Origin of the sequence: Bradyrhizobium sp. (assembly GCF_049586575.1) — a bacterium.
Lineage (GTDB): Bacteria > Pseudomonadota > Alphaproteobacteria > Rhizobiales > Xanthobacteraceae > Bradyrhizobium.
The window spans coordinates 1-20,751 of sequence record NZ_JBAVCF010000178.1 but is presented as its reverse complement, the minus strand read 5'-3'; the positions used below and the strand labels follow the sequence as shown (position 1 = coordinate 20,751).

The following is a 20,751-nucleotide window of genomic DNA, read 5'->3' as shown; positions in this document are numbered from 1 at the left end:
GTGGCCCAAAACCAGTGCTCGCCTTCGCGCCAATCGATCAGGAGGTGTTTGACCAGGAACGAGGCCACCACCATCCGCACCCGATTATGCATGACACCGGTCTGCCAGATCTGGCGCATGCCCGCATCGACGATGGGATAGCCAGTTTGGCCGCGCTGCCAGGCGGCAAGCGCCTTTTTGTCGTGCTGCCAGGGAAAAGCGTCGAAAGAGGGTTGCAGACTGCGCGTGGCGAGATCGGGCACGTCGAACAACAGATGCCGGCAGAATTCGCGCCAGCCGAGTTCGCTCAGGAATTTGTCGGCGTCGCTAGCGAGAGCAGGGCGCTCGGCGGCAGCAAATTGCGCGGCGTGCCAGACCTGACGTGGGCTGATTTCGCCGAAGCGCAGATGCGGCGAGAGGCTCGACGTGCCATCGCGGTCAGGCCGGTCGCGGTCGCTGGCATAGCCGGCGAGGTTTTCTTTCAAAAAATTCTCAAGCCGCTTTTGAGCGGCGTTTTCGCCCGGCGTCCATGTCTCGCGTAATCCGCTGGCCCAATCCGGGTGGGTAGGCTCAAGACGAAGGTTTTCGACGGTTTCGCCAGCAAAGATTTCCCCGGCGCGCAAATGGAGTGGGGCGGGCAGCGGGCTTGGCGGTGCGCCCATCGCCTGCACGCGTCGCCAGAACGGCGTAAATACCCGCAATCCCCGGCCTTCCTTGGTCCGGACGGATTCCGGCGCAGCCAAAAGATCGCCGGCAAAACCGTGGGTCTGGACGTCAATCTCGCCAAGCGCGGTGACAATGTCGTTCTCGATGGCCCGGTGCGATGCTTGCGCGATCTCGTTGTAGAACACACCGTGCGCGCTGCTTTCCCGCGCAAGCTCGAGGATGATCCTGGTTGCGTTTCCCTTCCGCAGCAGGAGCGGTACGCCCAGGCTACCAAGTCGCTTCTCAAGGACCCGCAGCGATTGCGCCAGCCACCAGCGGGCCGCGCCACCGATCGGCCGTGGGCCGCTCGGCTCGCTGGTTTCGTCGAAGACGTAAAGACAGATCAGCGGCCGGCCGGTCGCGGCGGCGGCCTGCAGCGCAGGATGATCGGAGAGGCGGAGGTCGTCGCGAAACCAGACAATGCAGGGAGCGTCGGATCGATCGGCCATCAATCGGGTAACTCACTAGTGCGGCGGTTCAGAAGCCCGCATCGTTGCTGCCGAGGGTTCGTCACGCGGACTTCTGAACCAAAGCCACACTAGATCAATAGGTTTGCTAGTGTCCTTTCGATTCCGAAGTTCGAAACGTGGCTCCGTAAAATGCTGCGAACTTCGGAATCGGGACACCAGGAGAGCGTCAGATCCGCTCCGCCGCAAATATTGCAACGCGGCCCGGTTCGGTGCGTAACTATATCGAGAGCAAGCGAGAAAAGCACGGAGGGTGGCGTGAAGCGGTGCGCTGTTCTTTATCTGACGACATTGATCGTGCTTGTACCTGTGGATTTTCTGTTCCTCGGGATGGTCGCCAAGGGCTTCTTCACCTCTGAAGTCGGCGACATGTTGGGCGAGATCAGGCCTTTGCCCGCAGTCCTGTTCTATCTGCTCTATGTCGCTGGCGTGCTGGTGTTCGTCAATGCGCCGACGGGGGCGACGTGGCAGTCGACACTGCTTTATGGCGCGCTGTTCGGGCTGTTCTGTTACGCGACCTTCGACTTGACCTCGCTGTCTCTGCTCAAGCACTGGACGTGGCCCGTGGCGATCGTCGACGTGTCCTGGGGCGCGTTTGTGACGGCGTTGTCGTCCACGGCGGGGCTTTTGATCGCCGATCAGATCGCACCGAGGCTGTGACCGTCAAAAAGAAAATGCCCGGCGCTGGCCGGGCATTCGCTGCGATCGAGGTGCGCGCGGCTTATTTCGGAGCCGGAACAATGCGGATGTACGGTTTCGGCGACTTCCAGCCGGCGGGCCACTTGGCTTTGGCTTGGTCGTCCGACACCGAGCCGGAAATGATCACGTCTTCACCCTGTTTCCAGTCAGCCGGCGTCGACACGCTATGCTTGGCCGTGAGCTGCAGGGAATCGATGACGCGCAGGATTTCCTGGAAATTGCGTCCCGTTGACATCGGATAGACCAGCACGAGCTTGATCTTCTTGTCCGGGCCGATGACGAAGACGTTGCGGACAGTCTGATTGTCGGCCGCCGTTCGCGTCGCGACGTCGCCGGAGGCCGCAGCCGGCAGCATGTCGTAGAGTTTCGAGACGTGAAGATCGGTGTCCCCGATCATCGGGAAGTTCGGCGCCGTACCTTGCGTCTCGCGAATATCTTCCGCCCACTTGCTGTGCCGATCGACCGGATCGACAGAAAGGCCGATCAGCTTGACACCACGCTTGTCGAATTCCGGCTTCAGCTTTGCGACCGCGCCGAGTTCAGTGGTACAGACCGGAGTGAAGTCTTTCGGGTGCGAAAACAATAGCGCCCAGCTATTGCCGATCCAGTCGTGGAACTTGATCTTGCCTTCGGTGGTTTGGGCCTCGAAATCCGGGGCTACGGCGCCAATCGGGAGAGCCATCAGTCAACCTCATCGTTCATCTTGGGGGGTGAAATTGTTCTCTTCGAGTATAGGAGGCAGCCGACCCCAAGTGAACGGCTGTGCCAAAAAGGGAAGTTTATTCTCTGTGCGGCCGTTGTCCTAGCATCTTCTTTCGGTAATTGGCCAGTTGCAGAATGACGCGGCTCCGCGGGGGAGCAAAGGGACTGCCCCGATGTTGCCGCTTATGGCTTCCACAAGCCCGCCTCCGCATTCGTGAACCGCGACTGAAGTCACCGCGACAAACCGCAACCCCTGAAAATCTCCTGGGTCGGGTTTCGAATCGTTAACCACTCGTTTACGCCGGCGGGGCTTTGTTGGCCCCGAACCCGAACAAGAAACTGAGAAGAGTAATTCCTATGACTGCCCCGTTGGCCGCGTCGGCCGAGCCTGCCGCTGCCCTTGAGCCCTCCGAAATTTCCTGCCGTGAAACCGCCGCCCGGGCGCTGACGATTGTCCGCGACGGGGTCATCACCGGCGAGGGGCCGACCACCAAAGGCCGCGTGCATTTCTCCCGAGAGCTGGACGCTGACGACGTGAGATGGTGTGAGCGCATCCTGACCGCTTCCGCCGTGGCGCATCAGCCGGTCAGCCGTGCTGAAGCCGAAGCCTTGTTTGCGATTGACGGCGCCGCGGCCGAGCGCAATGACTCAGGACGCTTCGACGATCTGATCGCCAAGGCGGTGGTGCATCATGCTGCTTCGGCCTCGGGCCTGCCGGTTCCGCCACGGACAGTTGCCCTGGCGCCGGAAACGGCGATCGAGAGCTGGGCACCGGTGAGGTCCGCCGGCGTCGATATCGAAGTTCTGGAATGGATCGCCGAGCAGATGCGCGGCACCCGGCGCCGCAACCGCACCTTGACGGCGCTGGTGGCCACCCTTGTCGGCGCGTTTGTGCAGGCGCCGAACGCCTTCGATATCGGGATGTAAATTAAGCCGATTTTAGAGCTGGACGGCGGGTTATTTCATTTCCCCGCCGTTTTTTGTTTGCCGGCGTCTACGTCAAGACCGACGGTCCGGCCCGGAAATCCCGCCACGTCGAAATAGCGCTGCGATAGTACACGCTGATACTTGACCACGGTCCGTAATCCGTTGGCCGCCGGTTTGGACGTGACCGTGCCGTCGACAACTTTGGGAACGATTCCGTTCGGCAGCGCCTCCGACATCATCCGGCCGGTCAGGCCGCCATTGCTGGCCGCGTGCAAGCCCATCAGGCCGGTGATGGTCATCCCAACGTCCGCATTGTTGACGGGCAGCGGATCGACATAGCCGGCTTTGAAATCCGGTCCGATCGCCGCCATGAAGTTCAACGTATCGCCGCGTCCAAAACTGCCGTGCATGCCCTGTCCCTGGCGCAATACCGTATCCGCGACTTCCACCGAGCAATTGCTTGGCTCGCCGCATCCTTCCGCATAGGAGCGGAAGTTGACGACAATCGAGGGCATCGGTGTCGCCGCCTTGCCCCTCAGGCCGATCTGCGACAGCGGCAAGGTGCCGTGAAAACGCCCAAGCTTGTCGTCCACGAATATGCCGCTGACGTAATCCTGCTCGAGCAGCGCCTTGACGGTGCGATCCGCCAGCTTCTTGTCTGGTTTGGGCAGGTAGATCAGGTCCGAGCCGCCATTGGTGGCGACCACGAGTTCGGGCTTGGCGGGGTCCTGGCCCAACAGGCCATTGCCGGCCTTGGGGTGCGCGCCGTCCGCCACCTTCGCGTTTTTGTCGTTCGGGTCAAACAGAGGCAGATCTAGCGCTCGCGCAAGATCGAGCGCGACAAAACCAAGCGGAAGAAAGGCCTTGGGCGTATCGGGGTAAGAAACCTTCGCTGACGCGCTGCTCTTGCTTTCCTTGGAGATGGTCGAGAAGCCGTGGTCGGAGGCGATCACGATGTTGGTGTCCGAGGCCAAGCCGAGTTCGTCGAGGGCTTTCCGCAACTGGGCCAGGTTGTTGTCGGCGTTCCTGATGCCGGCGAGCGAAGTAGGCCCGTTGATACCCGGGGTCACCGTGTTGAGGCTGTCGCCGTTATTGTGCTGGCTGCCGTCGGGATCGCGCGACCAGAACACCAGCACGAACGGCTTGTTGCGCGCCTTGAATAGCGGCAACACCACTTTGGTGGCGACATCGACAAGGTACGCCTGTTGGGCCGTATTCGGCACCGTCGTGCCCGGCGTCTTGGCATCGCCCGCTTTGCCGTTATCGCCGCGCGGCGGCGTGGCGAGCGGAAGGCCGGCCTTGGTCAGCGCGGTCTTCACTTCCTCGGACAGCGGCACGCCGTTTTTGCTGCCGGTGGCATCGTCAACGACGATCGAATGGAGGCCCTCGGCGCCGATCTTGTCGGTATGGTCGAAAATCAGCGTAGGTCCGAGCTTGCCGAGTGCAGCGGTACTGAAGCCTTTGGCGCGCGCCATCTTAAGAATGGTTTCCTCGTTCAGGTAATCGCCGCCAAAATGCTCGTCGGCATCGAGGATGACGGGGTCAGCTTCGAGAAACGGAGTTACCGTTCCGCCTGCGGGAGCGACGGGATAGCCGGTGTAGATCGTGTTGGAGAAGTCGCCGGTATCGCCGAGGTAATGGCCGGTGGCCATTGCCGACGCGTTGGCTGTCGTGAAAGTCGGAAACATCGAGTGGGAGTTTTTGAAGTTGACGCCGCGGTCGCGCACCTCCGCCATGGCGGGAGCCGTCTCCGGCGTGACGATCCGCCCGCGCAGTCCGTCCGGCACAAACAGGATGGTGTTGTGGGGCCGGCTCGTTTCCGAAAAGCCGGCACTCGCGGACAGAAGGATCAATCCGGCAGACAGCATTATCGCGCGGCGCATTTTTTTAATTCCCCAACAGAATCGAAACGAACGGCCGACTGGCCGGTTCTTGTCTAGGTTTGCCAGATGACAGAATTGTTACAGATCGTCTGAAGTACTTCTAACCGAACGTTTTGTTCGTCACCCTCAGCCGTTGCGCCAGCACGCGCATGACCTTGAGGGCGAAATAGGGAGTTTGGTCGACGAGAAACAAGAAATGCCTTTCGGACACCGGCACCAACTCGACGTCGGTGACCGCGATCGCAGTGGCGCTGCGCGGCTCGCTGTCGATCAAGGCCATTTCGCCGAAAATGTCATCCGCGGCCAGCTCCGTCACCGTCCGGTTGCCGATCTGAATCCGAACTTGTCCGCTTTTGATCACAAAAAGCTCTTTTAGCCTCATCGCCTTCGCGAAAGATGACGCTGCCGGCCTTGAGAAATTGTGCCTCGATATTGCTGCCCGTCAGTATGCCGAAATCCGTGTCCTGCTTCATCGCAAAGCCCCATTGGCCGATTGGCTACATTAGGAGCCGACATAGGGCGGAGCAAGAATGGGAAAGCAACGATCGCGGCTGCGTCGGCCATCTAGCTTTTCTGCCGGGTGAAGGGCCGGCAATTGTAAGCCTTGCGGAAGCCGGCAGCCCTTGCGTCGTCTTCAGAACAGAACCAGCGGTCGGGCCGAGTTAGCGCCGGATAACTGCGGCACGCCTGAAGATGATAGATACCGATATTGCCGGTGACGCGCGCGCGGAGCGCATATTTGCCTTTGATGGCGCAACCCGGCGGCATCGCGGGTTGAAGCGGAAATATTGCCTCCCGTATTTCACGGTCCTTGTCGGCGCGGCATGATCCACCGAGCAGCGCGCCGTCCTTTCGGCCTGCGCGAAAGTTCCGCGGAATGACGAAGCAGCCTTTCCACAACCCTCGGCGATTGGCTTTGGCGTCGGCCTCGTCTTCGCCGAACCTGGCTTGCGCACCCGGTGCCAAATTCACGGCAAAGCCACGTCGGACCAGAAGTTGGTTCAGGCTCGTGGTGTCGTCGCCTGCGGTACAGATGCCGAGGTGCCATTTCTTGTAGGTCGCATCTGCACCTAGGTCCTCGCAATGGACATTGCGACCGCCAATCAGGTTGGTCAGTTGATCGCGCGCCTCGGCGCCGCAGGCCCAGCTATCGGCATGGTCGTCGATGCAGACCTGGTCGGGCGCGGGCGCGTCGATACCGCTGAGCCGAAAGGTAGTGCCCCCAACATCTACGGTATCGGCGTCCCGCACGGCCGAATTGGCGGCGAAGCTGGGGCTGGCAACGAGCATCGCCAGTAGCAGAATGGACCAACGCATCGAGATCAGGACTCAGGGTGAAGTTCGCGATAACGGATTTTTATAGCAGGAGCAAAGACTGGGCCATACCGGAACGCGGCGGCCGCGCCGCAGCAATGGAGTTTCGGTTTTCCAGTATATAAGCCGTTGCCTCGGTTCGGTTTTGCTGTACGACGAATTGTGACATCCGCCGCCACGTGGCAGTGTAGGAATGAGGTCTCGCCCCAAAAGGTTCGCAAGCAAGCCCCAAATGTTCAAACGAATTTTGATCGCCAACCGCGGCGAGATCGCCTGCCGCATCATCAAGACCGCCCGCCGGATGGGAATTGAGACGGTCGCCGTCTATTCCGAGGCCGACCGCGACGCCCTTCATGTCGAAATGGCCGACGAGGCGGTCTTTATCGGCCCGCCGGCAGCCGCCGAGAGTTATCTGCTGATCGACAAGATCGTCGAGGCCTGCCGCAAGACCGGCGCCGAAGCCGTCCATCCCGGCTACGGATTTCTATCCGAACGCGAGGCGTTTCCGCGCGCGCTTGAGAAAGCGGGCATCGTCTTCATCGGCCCCAATCCAGGCGCGATTGCCGCGATGGGCGACAAGATCGAATCCAAAAAGGCGGCGGCCGCCGCCAAGGTGTCGACCGTTCCCGGCCATCTCGGCGTTATCGAAGACGACAAGCAGGCGGTGAAGATCGCAGACCAGATCGGCTATCCCGTGATGATCAAGGCCTCTGCCGGCGGAGGCGGCAAGGGGATGCGGATCGCTCATTCCAAGGCCGAGGTCGCCGAAGGCTTCGGCCTTGCCAAAGCCGAAGCCAAGGCCTCCTTCGGCGACGACCGGGTGTTCATCGAAAAATTCATCGTCGATCCGCGCCACATCGAAATTCAGGTGCTCGGCGACAAGCACGGCAACGTGATCTATCTCGGCGAGCGCGAATGTTCGATCCAGCGTCGCAACCAGAAGGTCATCGAGGAGGCGCCGTCGCCGCTGCTCGACGAGAGCACGCGTCGCAAGATGGGCGAGCAGGCGGTCGCGCTCGCGAAAGCCGTGAACTACGATTCCGCCGGCACCGTCGAATTCGTCGCGGGCCAGGACAAGAGCTTCTTTTTCCTGGAGATGAATACGCGTTTGCAGGTCGAACATCCCGTGACCGAACTCGTCACCGGAATCGATCTGGTCGAGCAGATGATCCGCGTCGCGGCCGGCGAGAAGCTCGCGTTATCGCAAAAGGACGTAACCCTGACCGGGTGGGCGGTGGAGTCGCGGCTATATGCCGAAGATCCGTTCCGCAATTTCCTTCCCTCGGTCGGCCGGCTCGTAAAATACCGGCCGCCGACCGAAAGCGAGGCCGATGACGTGACCGTGCGCAACGACACCGGCGTGCAGGAGGGTGGGGAGATATCGATCTACTACGATCCGATGATCGCCAAGCTCGTCACCCATGCGCCGTCTCGGGCGGCTGCGATCGAGGCGCAATCCACCGCGCTTGATTCATTTTATATCGACGGCATCCGGCATAATATTCCTTTCCTGTCGGCGCTGATGAACCATCCGCGATGGCGCGAGGGCAGGCTTTCCACGGGCTTCATTGCGGAAGAATTTCCACGTGGATTTGCCTCGCGCGCGCCGGAAGGGGAAGTCGCGCGGCGGCTGGCCGCGGTTGCCGCCGCCATCGATCACGTGCTCGGCGAACGCAAGCGGCAGATTTCGGGTCAGTTGATCGGACGTCCCGTACACCGCGAGCGCCGCCGCGCGGTGTGGCTCGGCCGTGAGGAAGTCCCGCTTGAGATCACACGCGAGGCCCAAGATCTCGTGGTCCACTTTATCGACGCCGACGGTGCGACGGGTCAGCCGCATCATCTGGCTTCGTCCTGGAAGCCGGGAGAACCGGTCTGGCATGGCAAGATCGATGGTCTAGAGATCGCGTTGCAGGTGCGGCCGGTTCCCAACGGCTTCCGGCTTTCGCATCAGGGCTTCGATGTTGCCATTCAGGTCTTCACCGAAACGGAAGCGTCGGCAGCGAGGCTGATGCCGGTGACCACGGCCTCCGATTCCGGCAAGAAATTGCTGTGTCCGATGCCGGGTCTTGTGATCTCCATTGCGGTCAGCGAAGGCCAGGAAGTCAAGGCTGGCGAAACGCTCGCCGTCATCGAGGCCATGAAGATGCAGAACGTGCTGCGCGCCGAGCGAGATGGCGCCGTCAAAAAGATTTACGCCACCTCCGGCGCCACGCTCGCGGTGGATGCGCTGATTTTGGAATTCGCTTAACAACAAGAGACTTCTGCGATGACTTTCCAAAAACGCCGCAAAACGTTACGCGCGACCCTTTCGAGTTCTGCCTGCATCCGTCCGGGCTCGGTCTATGACGCGATTTCGATCCGGATTGCCGAGGATCTCGGCTTTGAACTCGGCATGTTCGGTGGTTCGGTTGCATCGCTCGCGGTGTTGGGTGATCCCGATATTGCACTGATCACGCTCACCGAACTCGCCGAACAGATGCGGCGGATGTCGCGCGCCTCAGCATTGCCGGTGCTGGTCGATGCCGACCACGGCTATGGCAACGCGCTCAATGTTCGCCGCACGATCGAGGAATTGGAAGCCGCCGGCGCCGCGGGTTTGACGATCGAGGACACGTTGCTGCCTCAGGCTTTCGGTGAGACCAAGACCCAGCTGATTTCGCTGGAAGAGGGCCTTGGCAAGGTGAAGGCGGCGCTGGATGCACGGCGCGATCCCTCGCTTGTCATCGTCGGACGCACGGGGGCCGTGTCCATCGCCTCACTGGACGATGCGATCGAGCGCGCCAGGGCCTATGAAGCCGCTGGCGTCGATGCGCTGTTTTTCACTGGAATCAAGGCGAAGGCAGAACTCGAAGCGATTTCCGGCGCTACGCGGCTGCCTCTCATCCTCGGTGGCGCGCCGGAAGCCATGTCGGATCTCGCCTATCTCAGGGAGCAACGGGTCAGGATCGCGCTCCAAGGCCACGCGCCGATCTCGGCGGCGACCAAAGCGGTCTACGATACGCTTAAAGCGTTGCGCGAAGGATTGCCGTCAAAGGTCTTGACGGGCCTCGCATCGGCCGATCTGACCGCGCGGGTGACGCGCGAGACCCTCGTCGGCGCACGATCGGCCCTATTTCTCGGGACCAAGCGATGAACGGCATCATCCGCCGGGTGGTGATCCGCGGCAGGGTGCAGGGTGTGGGCTACCGGGCCTGGGTTGAACATCGGGCGAAGCGCCACGGCCTGCAAGGCTGGGTACGCAACAGGCGCGACGGCAGTGTCGAGGCTGTGTTCGAAGGGACCGAGGACGTTGTAACTAACATGGTCGCGTCCTGCCGGCGTGGACCGTCTTCGGCGCGGGTCGATGATGTCGCGGAGGAGACAGCGCCTGAGGATACATTGGGACTGCGGCGCGCGGGCCAGGCGTTCTCGGTTCTGCCGACGATCTAAGTCAGAGGTTCAAAAAATCGGGCTTCAAGGGAGAGATCAATGACAAGAAAATTCGTGGAGCGGCGGACGAAGCGTTGGGCTGCAAGCGGGCGTCTTGCGTGCATCGGCGCGCTTGTTGGGGTTGCGCTTCTGGCCGGCCGTATCGACGCCTCGGCGCAAACGCCGTCCGCTTCACTTCCAGGCGTCGATCCGGCCTTGCTCGAAGATATCGCCGTGGGCAGCCGTGTCCTGGCTGATTTTGGCGTGCTCGACGGCTTCGGTCACGTCAGTGCGCGCAGTCCCACCAATCCGAACCATTTCCTGATGTCCCGCTCGCTGGCGCCAGCACTGGTCACCGCCGACGACATCATGGAGTTCGATCTCGACGGCAATCCGATGGATGCGCGAGGCCGGAAGGTCTTTCTGGAGCGTTTCATCCATGCCGAAATCTACCGGGCGCGTCCGGACGCGATGGGTGTTGTTCACACCCATTCTCCCGGCGTCATTCCTTTCTCGGTGAGCAAGGTGCCGCTGCGCGCAATGTTTCATAACCCGTCGTTCCTTGCGGTCGGTGTACCGGTCTGGGATATCCGCAAGGATTTTGGCGAAACCAATATGCTGGTCAGCAATTCCGCGATCGGCAAATCGCTGGCCGCAACGCTCGGCGACAAGCCGGTGGTGCTGATGCGCGGCCATGGCGATGTCGCCGTCGGCCCGTCGGTCAAGATGGCGGTATTCCGCGCCTACTATACCGACGTCGACGCCAAGCTTCAGGCGCAGGCGCTGGCGCTTGGCGGCGAACCCAACTATCTGACACCGGGCGAAGGCGCAAAAGCCGACGAGACCAATTTCGCGGTCATGGATCGGATCTGGAACCTTTGGCGGATGAAGGTTTTGCCGACACTCGCCAAATAACCGCGGCGCCGTGTTCATCAAGAGGTGAGGGAACATCGGTCGCGCCTTTCGGGTTATCCCGGCACAACAGCAAGGGAATGACCCATGAAATTGGCGACAATGACTTTGGCGAGCGCGTTTGCGTTCGCGGGTTCGATTGGACTGGCGCAGGCCGCCGGTGCCGGAGGATCGGCCGGCGCGTCGTCCAGCGGTGCTTCCTCGGCCGGGAGTGTATCGGGATTATCGAACTCGATCGGCAGTGCGTCCGGATTATCAAACTCGGTCCAGGGGACTAACCCGCCTGGAACGACCACGGGCCAGGCGAAGGCGAGGCCCGGAGCGACGGGCAATCCGAATGCGACCGCTAATCCCTCCGGCAACTCGCTGATCAATACTTCCCCCAGTGGATCGACCCTCGATCAGACCGGTACGCGCCGGTAATTAACCGCGCCTCCCGGCAATACAAAGCCCGCGCTAGCGGGGCTTTTTTCATGAAATCACGCCTTCGCCGCCGCGCCGCGGAACGCGGCCGCCAGCGTCCGGAGAGCGACGTAAGCCGGATCTTAGCTCGCCTCCGGCAGGCGCTGGTGCTCGGCGCCGAACACGTCCTCGAACGCTTGCCGCAGCGCGACATCGACATCGGCTGACGTCGCGGTCAAGCCGAGATCGGCGAGGCTGGTGACGCCGTAGCGCGGGTCGGTCACGCCGCAGGGAACAATGGCCTGGAAGTGAGTGAGCTCCGGCTCGACATTGATCGAGATGCCGTGGAACGACACCCAGCGTCGCAGCCGCACGCCAATTGCTGCGATCTTGTCCTCAAAGCCCGCGCCCTTGTCCGGCCGCGTCACCCAAACGCCGACGCGATCCTCGCGGCGTTCGCCCCGAACATTGAACGCCGCCAGCGTCCGGATGATCCAGTCTTCGAGGCTTGCGACATAGGCTCTGACGTCGGGCCGCCGCTGCTTCAGATCGAGCATCACGTAGGCCACCCGCTGGCCGGGGCCGTGATAGGTGAGTTGCCCGCCGCGTCCGCTTGCAAAGATCGGAAAGCGCGGGTCCAGCAGGTCGGTGGCCTTGCCTGATGTGCCGGAGGTGTAGAGAGGAGGGTGCTCCAGCAGCCAGACCAACTCGCCAGCACGTCCCGCGGCGATATCGGCGACGCGGGCTTCCATTAGCGCAACGGCCTCAGGGTAGGGAATCGCTTTGTCCGATATCAGCCACTCCACGCCCGCTCCACTTGGCGCCCGCGCAAAGGCTGATAAATCGAGGTTTTGACGATCGTTAACCATCGGCTAACCATAACGTGGTGATGTCGGGACACGCAATTTTGCGTTTGTCCGTGCGGTAGTCTGTCCAGTGCCCACCCTCGATAAAGTTAGCGTCGATCTCATGGTGGTTCTGGGAACCACGACGATGCCGATTCATCAGGTCATGCGCCTCAGCCGAGGGGCCATCATCGAACTCGACGCCACCGAAGCCGACGAAGTCAAGATCCTCGCCAACACTTTGCCCGTGGCCTCCGGCGTTGTGCTCGTTGACCGCAACCGGATCGCGGTCGAAGTCAAGCAAATGCTGCCGAAAACCGTTGGTAGCCGTTGATTCGACGGCCCGGTAAAATCCCCCTCAGCGGCCTTGTCCCCTCGTTACCGATTTGTTACATCGGCGCCGTCGCCGCGCTCTCGCGCGGCCGTTCTTTGCGCGCTCGTGGCGGAATTGGTAGACGCGCTGCCTTGAGGTGGCAGTGAGTAACATCGTGGGGGTTCGAGTCCCTCCGAGCGCACCATACCCACGTTTAGCCCTGAAATCCTTGGTCTTTTTTCCGGATGTTACCCGGGAATGTTACCACTCCGTTCACGGCATTCGTCCCTGCCTCGTTCGCCCCGAAATCAGCCGCTGACTCGCTGTGGTCGAACGCAACAACCTTGTCCATGCCGCTGAAGCCGAGCTTCTCACGGTTGGCCTGCGCGATGTAATGCGCCGGCATCTTTGGATCGGTCCAGCCGAACATTGCCATCATCTGGCTCTCGGTACAGTCGGCGGAAGCGGCGACCTCCGCGCGCGCTTTACGAACCCCATGCAGCTCTTCTTCGGCTCATTGACGCCGGCCAGGACCGCATTCGCCCCGGTTTGCTGCGGCGGGCAACCGCGGGTTAATGTGGTAGGGCTGTGAGGCAACATCGGGGCGTTGCTGCGTCACATCCTGCTTGTTGTCACTTGCCGTCGAGCGCATCGCGATCATCCTCGGAATGGCTGTGCGGTTCGTTCGGTAGGCTTTTGTGTAGCTCACTCAAGCCGGTGGGGTCAGTGGCAGGCCCATCATACGCTTTCGCGAAGTCGGTGAGCGGCAAAGTGAAGCTGATCGGCTTTCCTTTGTCGAAGGCCTGAATCGCCAGACTCCGCCCGTTTTTCAGCTTCTCGATCAAATCGGCGTCGGCTTTGTAATCCGCCATGCAACCATTTTTGGGCAGGCAGGCGACAAATGGCGCAGTCATCGCCTCTTTCTCGTCGATCACAATACGAGCGCCTGGGACTAGCGCCACGCCCAAGGGGAGCGTGATGCGCAACAGTTTCGTATTGCTTCCCATCGGCTCTATCAGCAGGGCTATAGCGAGCTTCTGTCCTGATGCAAGATGGCCGTCTGCCGCGGTGAAGCAGACCTCCCTGGCCCCGATTTCGGAAGGTTGTTCCGTCGGGCCGTTGGCGCAGTATCTGGTCCATGGCGAAAAAATCATCTGCATCGTATCGAGCGACGCCGACGGGAGTGGTGGATTTTTTGACGGCTGTTGGGCAAACGTGTGCGGACCAATCGTTAGGGTGAGCGCAACCATTGCCAGCATGCTGACTCGGCTTGTCTTCATCGCGGCCGCCGCGGTCCCACGCATCATGAGAAGCAGTCCCCTGGGCCAAACCCGCGAATTGGAGCGCAAAGGCGTGCGCATCGCTGCGCATGCCTTTGTCGTTATTCCCGTTTCAGAGACAGCAACCGTACGCGCACTGTCTCTTCCTGTTTCATTCTCATCAATGGCAGATGGCCGGGTCGACGCCGCTGCCCTCGAAGTCGAGTGGTCCGTGCACCTCGTGCTTGAGTTTGGCGAGCACGTCGTAGCACGCCACAGGCTGGCCCGACGGCCCTGAAAGCGGAGTACCGACGGGAATGTCCCTCTCCAGATCGCCACCGCACCGCCAGTTCGCAGCGTCGTTGACGTTACCCGAACCGTTATACACTGCGGTTTGCGGGTAGGGGCACAACGGACGTGTCAGTGTCGTCGGTGACCCCGGGATGAAGGCAGGTGCCGCCGTGTTACCCGTCCCAATTACTTCGCTCGGTGCAACACCATTCTCGACCCAGTTGATGACCGCATTGAAGTCAGCGCCGTTCTGCGGCCACGGCCCGAGGCTATGGTGATTGAGAATGCCAAGGCCGCAGTGACTCACCCCAGGAACGTGGAACAGACGGTAGAACTTCTGGATGCCGCGGTACCGATCGGACGGATTGTGGTCAAACGCGTCTGTGAAACTCGCAGCAAACGGCCGATCTCGCTCTGCGTAACGCTCGGCCATCACCCGATAGTAGTTGATCACGCCCCGCGGCATGATGAGACCGTCGTTTGCACCGACGAATGTGATCATCTTTGCGCCGCTTGCCTTGAATGCATCAAGGTCGTCGAAAGTATCAGTCAGGTCGGCTACGTTGTTCGACCCAGCCTGCGCGACGGCCGCGTAGGTTGTCGCGGCGCCGGGAGGCTGTGTCGTCGAATTCAGTGCGACGTTTCCCCAGAAGCCGGGATAAGAGCCCGGGAACGAGCCGGCGTTGTAGTAAGCCGGATTTTCCAGATCCCATCCAAACTGCACCGGGGCGAGCCCGAACGGCACATTTCCGTCCCAGAACGTGAAGTCGGTGCCGCGATCGATCGGAAACCAGATTCTCTCGCCGGAATCGTTGCGCGGGCCATCCCACATGACGTTGACTGCATTGGCTTCGGTTGGGGTCAGACAGTTCGGAGCCGCCGGCGCACCCGGCTGACCGCAGACATTGGCCTTTGCGTTGAACGTGCAGGTCCGGGGGTCATCGATAATGCCGTCTTGCACACCGTCGTTCTTGTCGCACGCGGCGATCGCGGCGTTTTGCACGGCCGCCAGCTTTCCGGCCGGAATCACTTCCTGGGCGATATCGAACATCGCGATTTGGCCCCACATCTGCGCTGTCTGGAAACGCGTCCAGTACATCGCCGGCGCGCTCGCGAGAATGCCGTCCAATTCGTCGGCGAGCGTTTGAGCCAACGCATAGCCCTGATGACCGCCGGTCGAACAGCCATTCCAGTAGTTGTAGAGCGGCGCCCGACCGTAATAGAGGTTGGCAACCTTCTTCGACCAAAGGATTTCCTGCTGAGGTCCGTTATAGACCCAGTCCGCGATATATTGCTTGTTGAGGTGGCCGAGGCTGAGCACGCCCTGGTCGCACGTATTGGTGGGATCGTCTGTCGGATTGCCGTGTCCGCCGTCGGTGCCGGATCCGACAAAGCCGTTAGCGACAGCGCCCGTCGCATTGACGTTTGTGTTGCCGGTGCAACCGCCGCCGCCTTCACCTTCAGTGCGACCGTTCCAGTTGCCTTCCACTGTCGTGAAGTTCAAGGGTGGATTGACGGTAGCACCGGTTGTGCCGCCGTCCATCGAGTTGAGCGGCAGGCCGACGTAGATGGTGATGTTCTGAGGCGTCGGATCGTTTGCCGGAGTGCTACTGTAGCTCAACACCACGAGACAGTAAGCGACGGGGATTTTTGCCGAACTCGGAGCCGTGCCGGTGAAGTTGTTAAACTGCGGCCCGGGCGACGTATTGGCCGGTACGATCTGCGCGTTCGCGTATTTGATATTGCCGCCCAACAGTTTGGCCGGCAATTGCGAGCACGCCACCGGTGGCGGTTTCTGTCGTTCAGCAGCCACACGATTCGGAAGAGCAGCTATGCCGCCGACGATTGCGAATGCGGCGATCATGGATAGGCGTGCAATAGCCTTTATCCCCGGCATGAATTCCTCCCTCTTTAAACAGGCTTGACGCTTTTGAACGGCTTGTCTGACGATCCTAGGGCCAGGAAGTTTGCAGCGAAACACCTATCGCGTGACGGATTGCGCCCGCTGGACAAGACTGCGCGTTTGGGATTGAATTTTCACGAGACTGGTTGGCGGATACCTCAACCCGAGACGGCGGTGACCTCATGTTTACCGATCTCTCCAGCCGCGATGAAAGCTTCGAGAAGTTTCTCAGCATATTCCATCAGCTCGCGCCTCACGCAAGAATAGAGCTGAATGGCGGCCAGAGCGCATTTCGCTGGCATGGTACATTTGCGTCGGCGCGCGGCTTCTCCTGGTGGGAGGTTGAGTCCGAGATCGACTGGACATGCCGATTTGCACAGCAGAAGGAGAAACTCGGCCTCGTGCTGCCAAGTTCGGGAACGGTGAGTGCAAGAATTCGAAATCGAACTGTGGCAATCAACCGGGACTACGCGCTCGCGCTGAGCGTGCCGGATGTTCGCTCGATCTCATATTCCGGTCGCGGCAAGCACGGGCACGTCACTCTCGAATTCGACGTAGCTGCCGTGCAAAGAACCCTTTCCGATATTTGCGAGGGCGCCACGCTGAAAAACAGCGAGCTTAGCCCGCAACTTGATCTTGCCAGTCCAGGAGGAAGAATGCTCAGAGCGCTGGGCGAGGCCCTCGGCGCCGGAATGCATGATGCGTCCATACGGTCTGAAAAATCGATGGCGCTGCTCGGTGAATCCATCCTGCGGCTGGTTTTTCTGAACTTCCCGCATGGCGTGAGTGATCGCCTGCGTCGTCATCAGATCGACGCCACGTCGCGCCGGATCACAAAGGCGATCGATTTCATGCGCGCCAACATGCATCAGCCGCTGACCCTGAGCGAAGTGGCGGAAGCATCAGGGATCAGCGTGCGATCGTTACAATATGGATTTCGGCGATTTCGGAACATCACACCGCTCGCCTTTTTGCGCGAGATCCGCCTTGAGGCGGCGCAGGCCGAATTGTCTTCGTCTCTGAATATGTTGTCGATCAAGGATGTGGCGCTGAAGTGGGGCTTCGCACACATGGGACATTTTGCGGCGAGATATCGTGCAGCTTACGGCGAGACGCCTTCCGAAACGGCCCGATTGGGGAGAGCCGAGGCCGCAAGGACCTTGCCAGGTAACGCGCGTGGCGAGGGGTAGCGTTGCCAGGTTCTTCGCCTGATTGAGGTTCACGCAGGCAGCCCACATGTCTCGACCGAGTTGCCTGAGACGGGAGAGCGCTTCGAAGGCCTATTGCCTCCAGTAGTTGCAGCGCCGGCCTTTGCTATCCGGAAGCCAGCGGTCGCCGTGTTCACGCTGGACGACTACGTCGCCACCGGGTTCATGACTTTGTGCCCGGCTGGCTGTAGAAAGGACGAATGGACAACGCGTGAAAGTGAATACTTAAGACTTTCGACAATTGTGATGATTGATTAATTATGCGTGCTCTCCTCGGGGTCGGAGTTCTAAGCGCGCTACGTGGAGCCGGAGACTGATTGAAATTCCAATGCGTTTGAATGATGTAAGTGCGAGCAGCGCCGCCAACCGCGCGCCGCTCATGAAATTTCGCAAAAAATAGCGATGCATCGGTTGACGCAGGCCTAACGCCACTATCGGAATCCAACAGACATGCTCGACTGTATTCTTCCGGTGTAAACTAGCTTGAGCGCCTGGATGAGAATATTGAGGCGGAAACGTTGTTGAATGCGAGGGGAGCCACCGTTACACGAAAGTTCCGTTGATCTCGCGCTAACGAGGCGGATGCCATTCTTGCGCTACAGTACTTCTGCTAGAGCCCGCGAGGTGACGATGACGCGGCGACGGCTTACGCGACGCTGGACTATGGTGGTCACGTTGCAGGTTCGTTATGGAAGGCTAGCACCGCTTGACGGGCGTGCATTCTCCAAGCTAGTCGAACTACATGCCACGCAAAACGCCACTATCGAGGCCTAAACCGTCGAATCCCAAATCGTCCGAGCCCAGGAAGGCTCGTAACGTCCGCGGCAAGGGCCAGCCTTCGGTCGAAGGGGCCGTCGGACGGCAAAAGCTGATCTATGCAACGCGGGAATTGTTGCGGACGATTCAGACCCTGGCCCAGAAAACTTCTCAGGAGGTAATTCAGATCAAACAGACGGATCGTTAGCGGATCAGAATCCGCTCGCAGAGGTGCGCGACCGCACCATCAGCTGGTAACGGTCCGTCAATGATCTGCCAATTCTCGAACTTGCTTCCGCTTCGATGGAGTACGGACATGGCGGGACTTGCTTCTGGTATGATCCGTTGACCCAACCCAGACATCCGGAGCAGAGTTGCCGAGGGCTTGTTCAGGGCTTTTTTGCAATCGCGACCGCGGCTTCGTTTCTCCGCAGAAAAGGCAGAGTGAACGGAGCATCGTAGAACAGGGTATAAGGTTCGCTGGTGGGCCGCCATGCCGTGTCTGCGAGTATCGCGATTAGCTCGGCCTTTCGTTCGGTGACGTCGGTTGCCGAGCCGGAAAAACGCAAGGTGGCTATAATCTCTTGCGAAACCGTGACCAGCCGGACCCCCGGGTTCTGTGGTTTTGGTGCCGTGTCTAGGCTGTATTTTGAAGGCAGGAAGAACCTCATGTGTCCGGCGTCGGCGCTATCCAACGTTTCCACCGGCACGGTCATGGCCATCAATTCCTTGCCGCTCACTTCGACGGGCGTGGTCATGGCGATGGTGTCTTGTCCGAATGCCGGCGCGCGGTTGGCTCCTGCGATGTACGCGAATAGCAATCGAAACGCCTGGCTCCGACCAGCATCGTCGGCGGAGACTAGATCGACTTGTGCCGCAAGGCGCGGGCTATAGCGGCGAATTTCTACGCGATTGCCGATGCGATCGATCACGTCATATCGCGGCTCTTCGTAAAGCCGGATGCCGAACACGCCGAGAACGGATTCAAGGACGAGTACTCCATAATAGCTGATCGATTGCCACACTCGGTAGATTTCCTTCTATTTCATGTAACTGCCAGCACCCGCGGGACAACCTGCGTGTCTGACGGAAATATTCAACCTCCGAATTTAAGCTGCGAATGATCGAACCTTGGGCAGATAGGTGAGATCCCAGCCGCGTTCAAGCCGAGAGAAAACGTACCACCCTTCGGTTCTGTGGTCTGGACCACCGACATCGGCAGCATCGGTGTGCGACTACTCACCTCCCGGCTTGGGAGTGCACGACATGTCTGATCCGAACGACAGACGAGACGATTGGAAGCGGGAGCTCGAATGCCTGCGTTTGGCCTCGGACCTCGGAGAACTCGCAAAGGAAACGCTCGACCCAGACCTGAAGGCGCATTGCCTTCGGATGGCGCAGCGATGGTCCGATGAAGCGAACGAGCCGACCACGACACCGGGGGTGATAAGGATTTGAGTTAATGATGAGCACAACTACCGGCAAAGCTCCGCAAGTCGTCCTGGTTGTGGAGGATGAACCGCTGCTTCGCATGCTTGCCGTCGAAGTCGTCGAGCAAGCGGGTTTCATTGCGATCGAGGCCCAGGATGCGGACGAAGCGGTTATCTTGCTGGAATCGCGGGCCGATATCACGTTGCTGTTCACGGACATCAACATGCCCGGGAGCATGGATGGGCTGAAACTGGCCCATGCCGTGCGCGACCGCTGGCCGCCGATCAAGATATTGGTTGTGTCAGGCAAACAGCGGCTTCTGCTCTCCGATCTCCCGTCGAACAGTTGCTTTGTTGAAAAGCCTTACCAGGCATCGGCGTTGGCCGAGCAACTTCGTTCGCTCGTCAGTTCTTGCCCATCGAGTGTGGCAATTTAACACCGGCTGAATGAGCTCTTTTGCTCAGACTCGAGTGCAGAAAGAGTGTGAAAGTGACAGTCTCGATCCCACGCGCTCCTACCGACATGCCCGTCGTCCGGATTACGCAGGAAGCGGGTCCGAAGCGACACACCGCGATGGCCAAGGTGCAGACGGACCATGATCTGCGCAGCAATCGACTACTGGGCGCGATGGAGCCTGCCAGCCGCAACCGAATAGATCCCCATCTTGAGCCGATCTCGTTCAAGCTTGGCGATATGGTCTGCGACGCGGGGGGCCTGCTCAAGCATGCCTATTTCCCCCAGGGTTCTGTGCTGTCGCTGCTGACCTTGCTGGAGAATGGCGCGGCGATCGAGACCGCGAACATCGGCCGCGAAGGCGCATTCGGCCTGTTCGCCGCCATGTACAGCCGCGTCTCCTTTAACAGGTGCATCGTGCAACTGGAAGGTCATACTGTCCGGTGTCCCATCGAGCTGCTGCACTACGAATTCAGGAACAGCGAGCATGTACGCGATCTGTTCGTGAGCTACTCCGAAACGCTGTTGTCTCAGGTCCAGCAGACGGTGGCATGCAACGCGATGCATTCGACGGAGGAGCGGATGTGCCGCTGGCTCTTGATGATGCATGACAGGGCCGAGGGCGAAGCACTACCTTACACCCACGAGTTTCTTTCCCATATCCTGGGCGCCAACCGGAAATCCGTGACGCTTGCCGCCCAGTCGATGCAGACCGCGGGCCTTATCAGCTATCACCGGGGAGCGATTCAGGTGTTGGATCGTCCGGGCCTGGAGAAGGCGTCGTGCGAATGCTACGCGATCGTGAAAGAGCGCTTTGACGCATTCCTCATGCCGCCGTCGACCGCGGTTCCGGGCCACAACAAAAGCCGAAGCGACCAGACCGAAAATGACTGA

23 protein-coding genes, 1 tRNA gene and 1 pseudogene are annotated in these 20,751 nt (G+C 60.3%); 13 read left to right on the top strand and 12 right to left on the bottom strand.

The window, feature by feature from the left end; translation table 11 throughout:
* Positions 1–1,133: cryptochrome/photolyase family protein (locus WB528_RS06980; RefSeq protein ID WP_423887689.1), on the bottom strand; the 1,133-nt coding region annotated here is incomplete at its 3' end.
* Positions 1,134–1,409: 276 nt separating this feature from the next.
* On the opposite strand from WB528_RS06980, the gene WB528_RS06975 reads away from it, so the two are divergent.
* Positions 1,410–1,811, top strand: a complete 402-nt coding sequence (locus tag WB528_RS06975; protein ID WP_423887688.1) for a DUF2177 family protein — start codon at positions 1,410–1,412, stop codon at positions 1,809–1,811.
* 61 nt (positions 1,812–1,872) lie between these two features.
* Here WB528_RS06975 and WB528_RS06970 read toward each other — a convergent pair whose 3' ends face one another.
* Complete coding sequence (locus WB528_RS06970; protein WP_423887687.1) at positions 1,873–2,532, bottom strand: peroxiredoxin; 660 nt, start codon at positions 2,530–2,532, stop codon at positions 1,873–1,875.
* A gap of 377 nt (positions 2,533–2,909) precedes the next feature.
* Between WB528_RS06970 and WB528_RS06965 the strand changes: the two genes are divergently transcribed.
* Complete coding sequence (locus WB528_RS06965) at positions 2,910–3,479, top strand: hypothetical protein (protein ID WP_423887686.1); 570 nt, start codon at positions 2,910–2,912, stop codon at positions 3,477–3,479.
* A gap of 35 nt (positions 3,480–3,514) precedes the next feature.
* On the opposite strand, the gene WB528_RS06960 is transcribed toward WB528_RS06965, so the two are convergent.
* The 4 genes from WB528_RS06960 to WB528_RS06945 form a co-directional block, all read right to left on the bottom strand.
* The gene (locus tag WB528_RS06960) at positions 3,515–5,362 is read right to left on the bottom strand and encodes an alkaline phosphatase family protein (protein WP_423887685.1); all 1,848 of its coding nucleotides are present in this window, start codon (positions 5,360–5,362) and stop codon (positions 3,515–3,517) included.
* Positions 5,363–5,462: 100 nt separating this feature from the next.
* Positions 5,463–5,723, bottom strand: a complete 261-nt coding sequence (locus WB528_RS06955) for a Crp/Fnr family transcriptional regulator (RefSeq protein ID WP_423887684.1) — start codon at positions 5,721–5,723, stop codon at positions 5,463–5,465.
* Positions 5,656–5,835 (bottom strand): hypothetical protein, encoded by a 180-nt coding sequence (locus tag WB528_RS06950; RefSeq protein WP_423887690.1) that lies wholly within the window; start codon positions 5,833–5,835, stop codon positions 5,656–5,658. The genes WB528_RS06955 and WB528_RS06950 overlap by 68 nt, the downstream gene beginning before the upstream one ends.
* 91 nt (positions 5,836–5,926) lie before the next feature.
* The gene (locus WB528_RS06945) at positions 5,927–6,679 is read right to left on the bottom strand and encodes a thermonuclease family protein (protein WP_423887683.1); all 753 of its coding nucleotides are present in this window, start codon (positions 6,677–6,679) and stop codon (positions 5,927–5,929) included.
* A 229-nt stretch (positions 6,680–6,908) separates the two neighbouring features.
* Here WB528_RS06945 and WB528_RS06940 point away from each other — a divergent pair, with 229 nt between their 5' ends.
* The 4 genes from WB528_RS06940 to WB528_RS06925 are packed head-to-tail and all read left to right on the top strand — an operon-like array spanning position 6,909 to position 10,999.
* Complete coding sequence (locus WB528_RS06940; protein ID WP_423887682.1) at positions 6,909–8,924, top strand: acetyl-CoA carboxylase biotin carboxylase subunit; 2,016 nt, start codon at positions 6,909–6,911, stop codon at positions 8,922–8,924.
* Positions 8,925–8,942: 18 nt separating this feature from the next.
* Positions 8,943–9,809, top strand: a complete 867-nt coding sequence (locus WB528_RS06935) for an isocitrate lyase/PEP mutase family protein (protein ID WP_423887681.1) — start codon at positions 8,943–8,945, stop codon at positions 9,807–9,809.
* On the top strand, positions 9,806–10,105 hold the full coding sequence (locus tag WB528_RS06930; RefSeq protein WP_423887680.1) for an acylphosphatase: 300 nt from the start codon (positions 9,806–9,808) through the stop codon (positions 10,103–10,105). Before WB528_RS06935 ends, WB528_RS06930 begins: the two co-directional genes overlap by 4 nt.
* Positions 10,106–10,144: 39 nt before the next feature.
* Entirely contained in the window at positions 10,145–10,999 is an 855-nt protein-coding gene (locus WB528_RS06925) for a class II aldolase/adducin family protein (RefSeq protein WP_423887679.1), read from the top strand.
* A gap of 53 nt (positions 11,000–11,052) precedes the next feature.
* Here WB528_RS06925 and WB528_RS06920 read toward each other — a convergent pair whose 3' ends face one another.
* Both WB528_RS06920 and lipB read right to left on the bottom strand, forming a co-directional pair.
* Positions 11,053–11,370 (bottom strand): hypothetical protein, encoded by a 318-nt coding sequence (locus WB528_RS06920; protein WP_423887678.1) that lies wholly within the window; start codon positions 11,368–11,370, stop codon positions 11,053–11,055.
* A gap of 171 nt (positions 11,371–11,541) precedes the next feature.
* Positions 11,542–12,267: a lipoyl(octanoyl) transferase LipB gene (gene lipB, locus WB528_RS06915; protein ID WP_423887677.1), complete on the bottom strand. Its 726-nt coding sequence runs from the start codon at positions 12,265–12,267 to the stop codon at positions 11,542–11,544.
* 67 nt (positions 12,268–12,334) lie between these two features.
* Between lipB and WB528_RS06910 the strand changes: the two genes are divergently transcribed.
* Together WB528_RS06910 and WB528_RS06905 are read left to right on the top strand one after the other, a co-directional pair.
* The gene (locus WB528_RS06910; RefSeq protein WP_422256348.1) at positions 12,335–12,577 is read left to right on the top strand and encodes a FliM/FliN family flagellar motor switch protein; all 243 of its coding nucleotides are present in this window, start codon (positions 12,335–12,337) and stop codon (positions 12,575–12,577) included.
* A 99-nt stretch (positions 12,578–12,676) separates the two neighbouring features.
* Positions 12,677–12,761: transfer RNA gene (locus WB528_RS06905), tRNA-Leu, on the top strand.
* Between the two features lie 9 nt (positions 12,762–12,770).
* On the opposite strand, the gene WB528_RS06900 is transcribed toward WB528_RS06905, so the two are convergent.
* The 3 genes from WB528_RS06900 to WB528_RS06890 form a co-directional block, all read right to left on the bottom strand.
* On the bottom strand, positions 12,771–12,995 hold the full coding sequence (locus WB528_RS06900; RefSeq protein ID WP_423887676.1) for a hypothetical protein: 225 nt from the start codon (positions 12,993–12,995) through the stop codon (positions 12,771–12,773).
* A gap of 193 nt (positions 12,996–13,188) precedes the next feature.
* The gene (locus WB528_RS06895) at positions 13,189–13,815 is read right to left on the bottom strand and encodes an invasion associated locus B family protein (RefSeq protein WP_423887675.1); all 627 of its coding nucleotides are present in this window, start codon (positions 13,813–13,815) and stop codon (positions 13,189–13,191) included.
* Between the two features lie 181 nt (positions 13,816–13,996).
* Complete coding sequence (locus WB528_RS06890) at positions 13,997–16,003, bottom strand: tannase/feruloyl esterase family alpha/beta hydrolase (RefSeq protein WP_423887674.1); 2,007 nt, start codon at positions 16,001–16,003, stop codon at positions 13,997–13,999.
* Between the two features lie 188 nt (positions 16,004–16,191).
* Here WB528_RS06890 and WB528_RS06885 point away from each other — a divergent pair, with 188 nt between their 5' ends.
* The gene (locus tag WB528_RS06885; RefSeq protein ID WP_423887673.1) at positions 16,192–17,199 is read left to right on the top strand and encodes a helix-turn-helix domain-containing protein; all 1,008 of its coding nucleotides are present in this window, start codon (positions 16,192–16,194) and stop codon (positions 17,197–17,199) included.
* 24 nt (positions 17,200–17,223) lie between these two features.
* Positions 17,224–17,430, top strand: a pseudogene (locus WB528_RS06880) (P-type conjugative transfer ATPase TrbB); the annotation flags it as partial.
* A 932-nt stretch (positions 17,431–18,362) separates the two neighbouring features.
* Here WB528_RS06880 and WB528_RS06875 read toward each other — a convergent pair.
* Positions 18,363–18,998, bottom strand: coding sequence for an SOUL family heme-binding protein (locus WB528_RS06875; protein WP_423887672.1), 636 nt, complete (start codon positions 18,996–18,998; stop codon positions 18,363–18,365).
* 241 nt (positions 18,999–19,239) lie between these two features.
* On the opposite strand from WB528_RS06875, the gene WB528_RS06870 reads away from it, so the two are divergent.
* From WB528_RS06870 to WB528_RS06860, 3 genes are all read left to right on the top strand, one after another.
* Positions 19,240–19,431 (top strand): hypothetical protein, encoded by a 192-nt coding sequence (locus tag WB528_RS06870; RefSeq protein WP_423887671.1) that lies wholly within the window; start codon positions 19,240–19,242, stop codon positions 19,429–19,431.
* Between the two features lie 4 nt (positions 19,432–19,435).
* The gene (locus tag WB528_RS06865) at positions 19,436–19,840 is read left to right on the top strand and encodes a response regulator (protein WP_423887670.1); all 405 of its coding nucleotides are present in this window, start codon (positions 19,436–19,438) and stop codon (positions 19,838–19,840) included.
* A gap of 137 nt (positions 19,841–19,977) precedes the next feature.
* Positions 19,978–20,751, top strand: a complete 774-nt coding sequence (locus WB528_RS06860) for a Crp/Fnr family transcriptional regulator (RefSeq protein ID WP_423887669.1) — start codon at positions 19,978–19,980, stop codon at positions 20,749–20,751.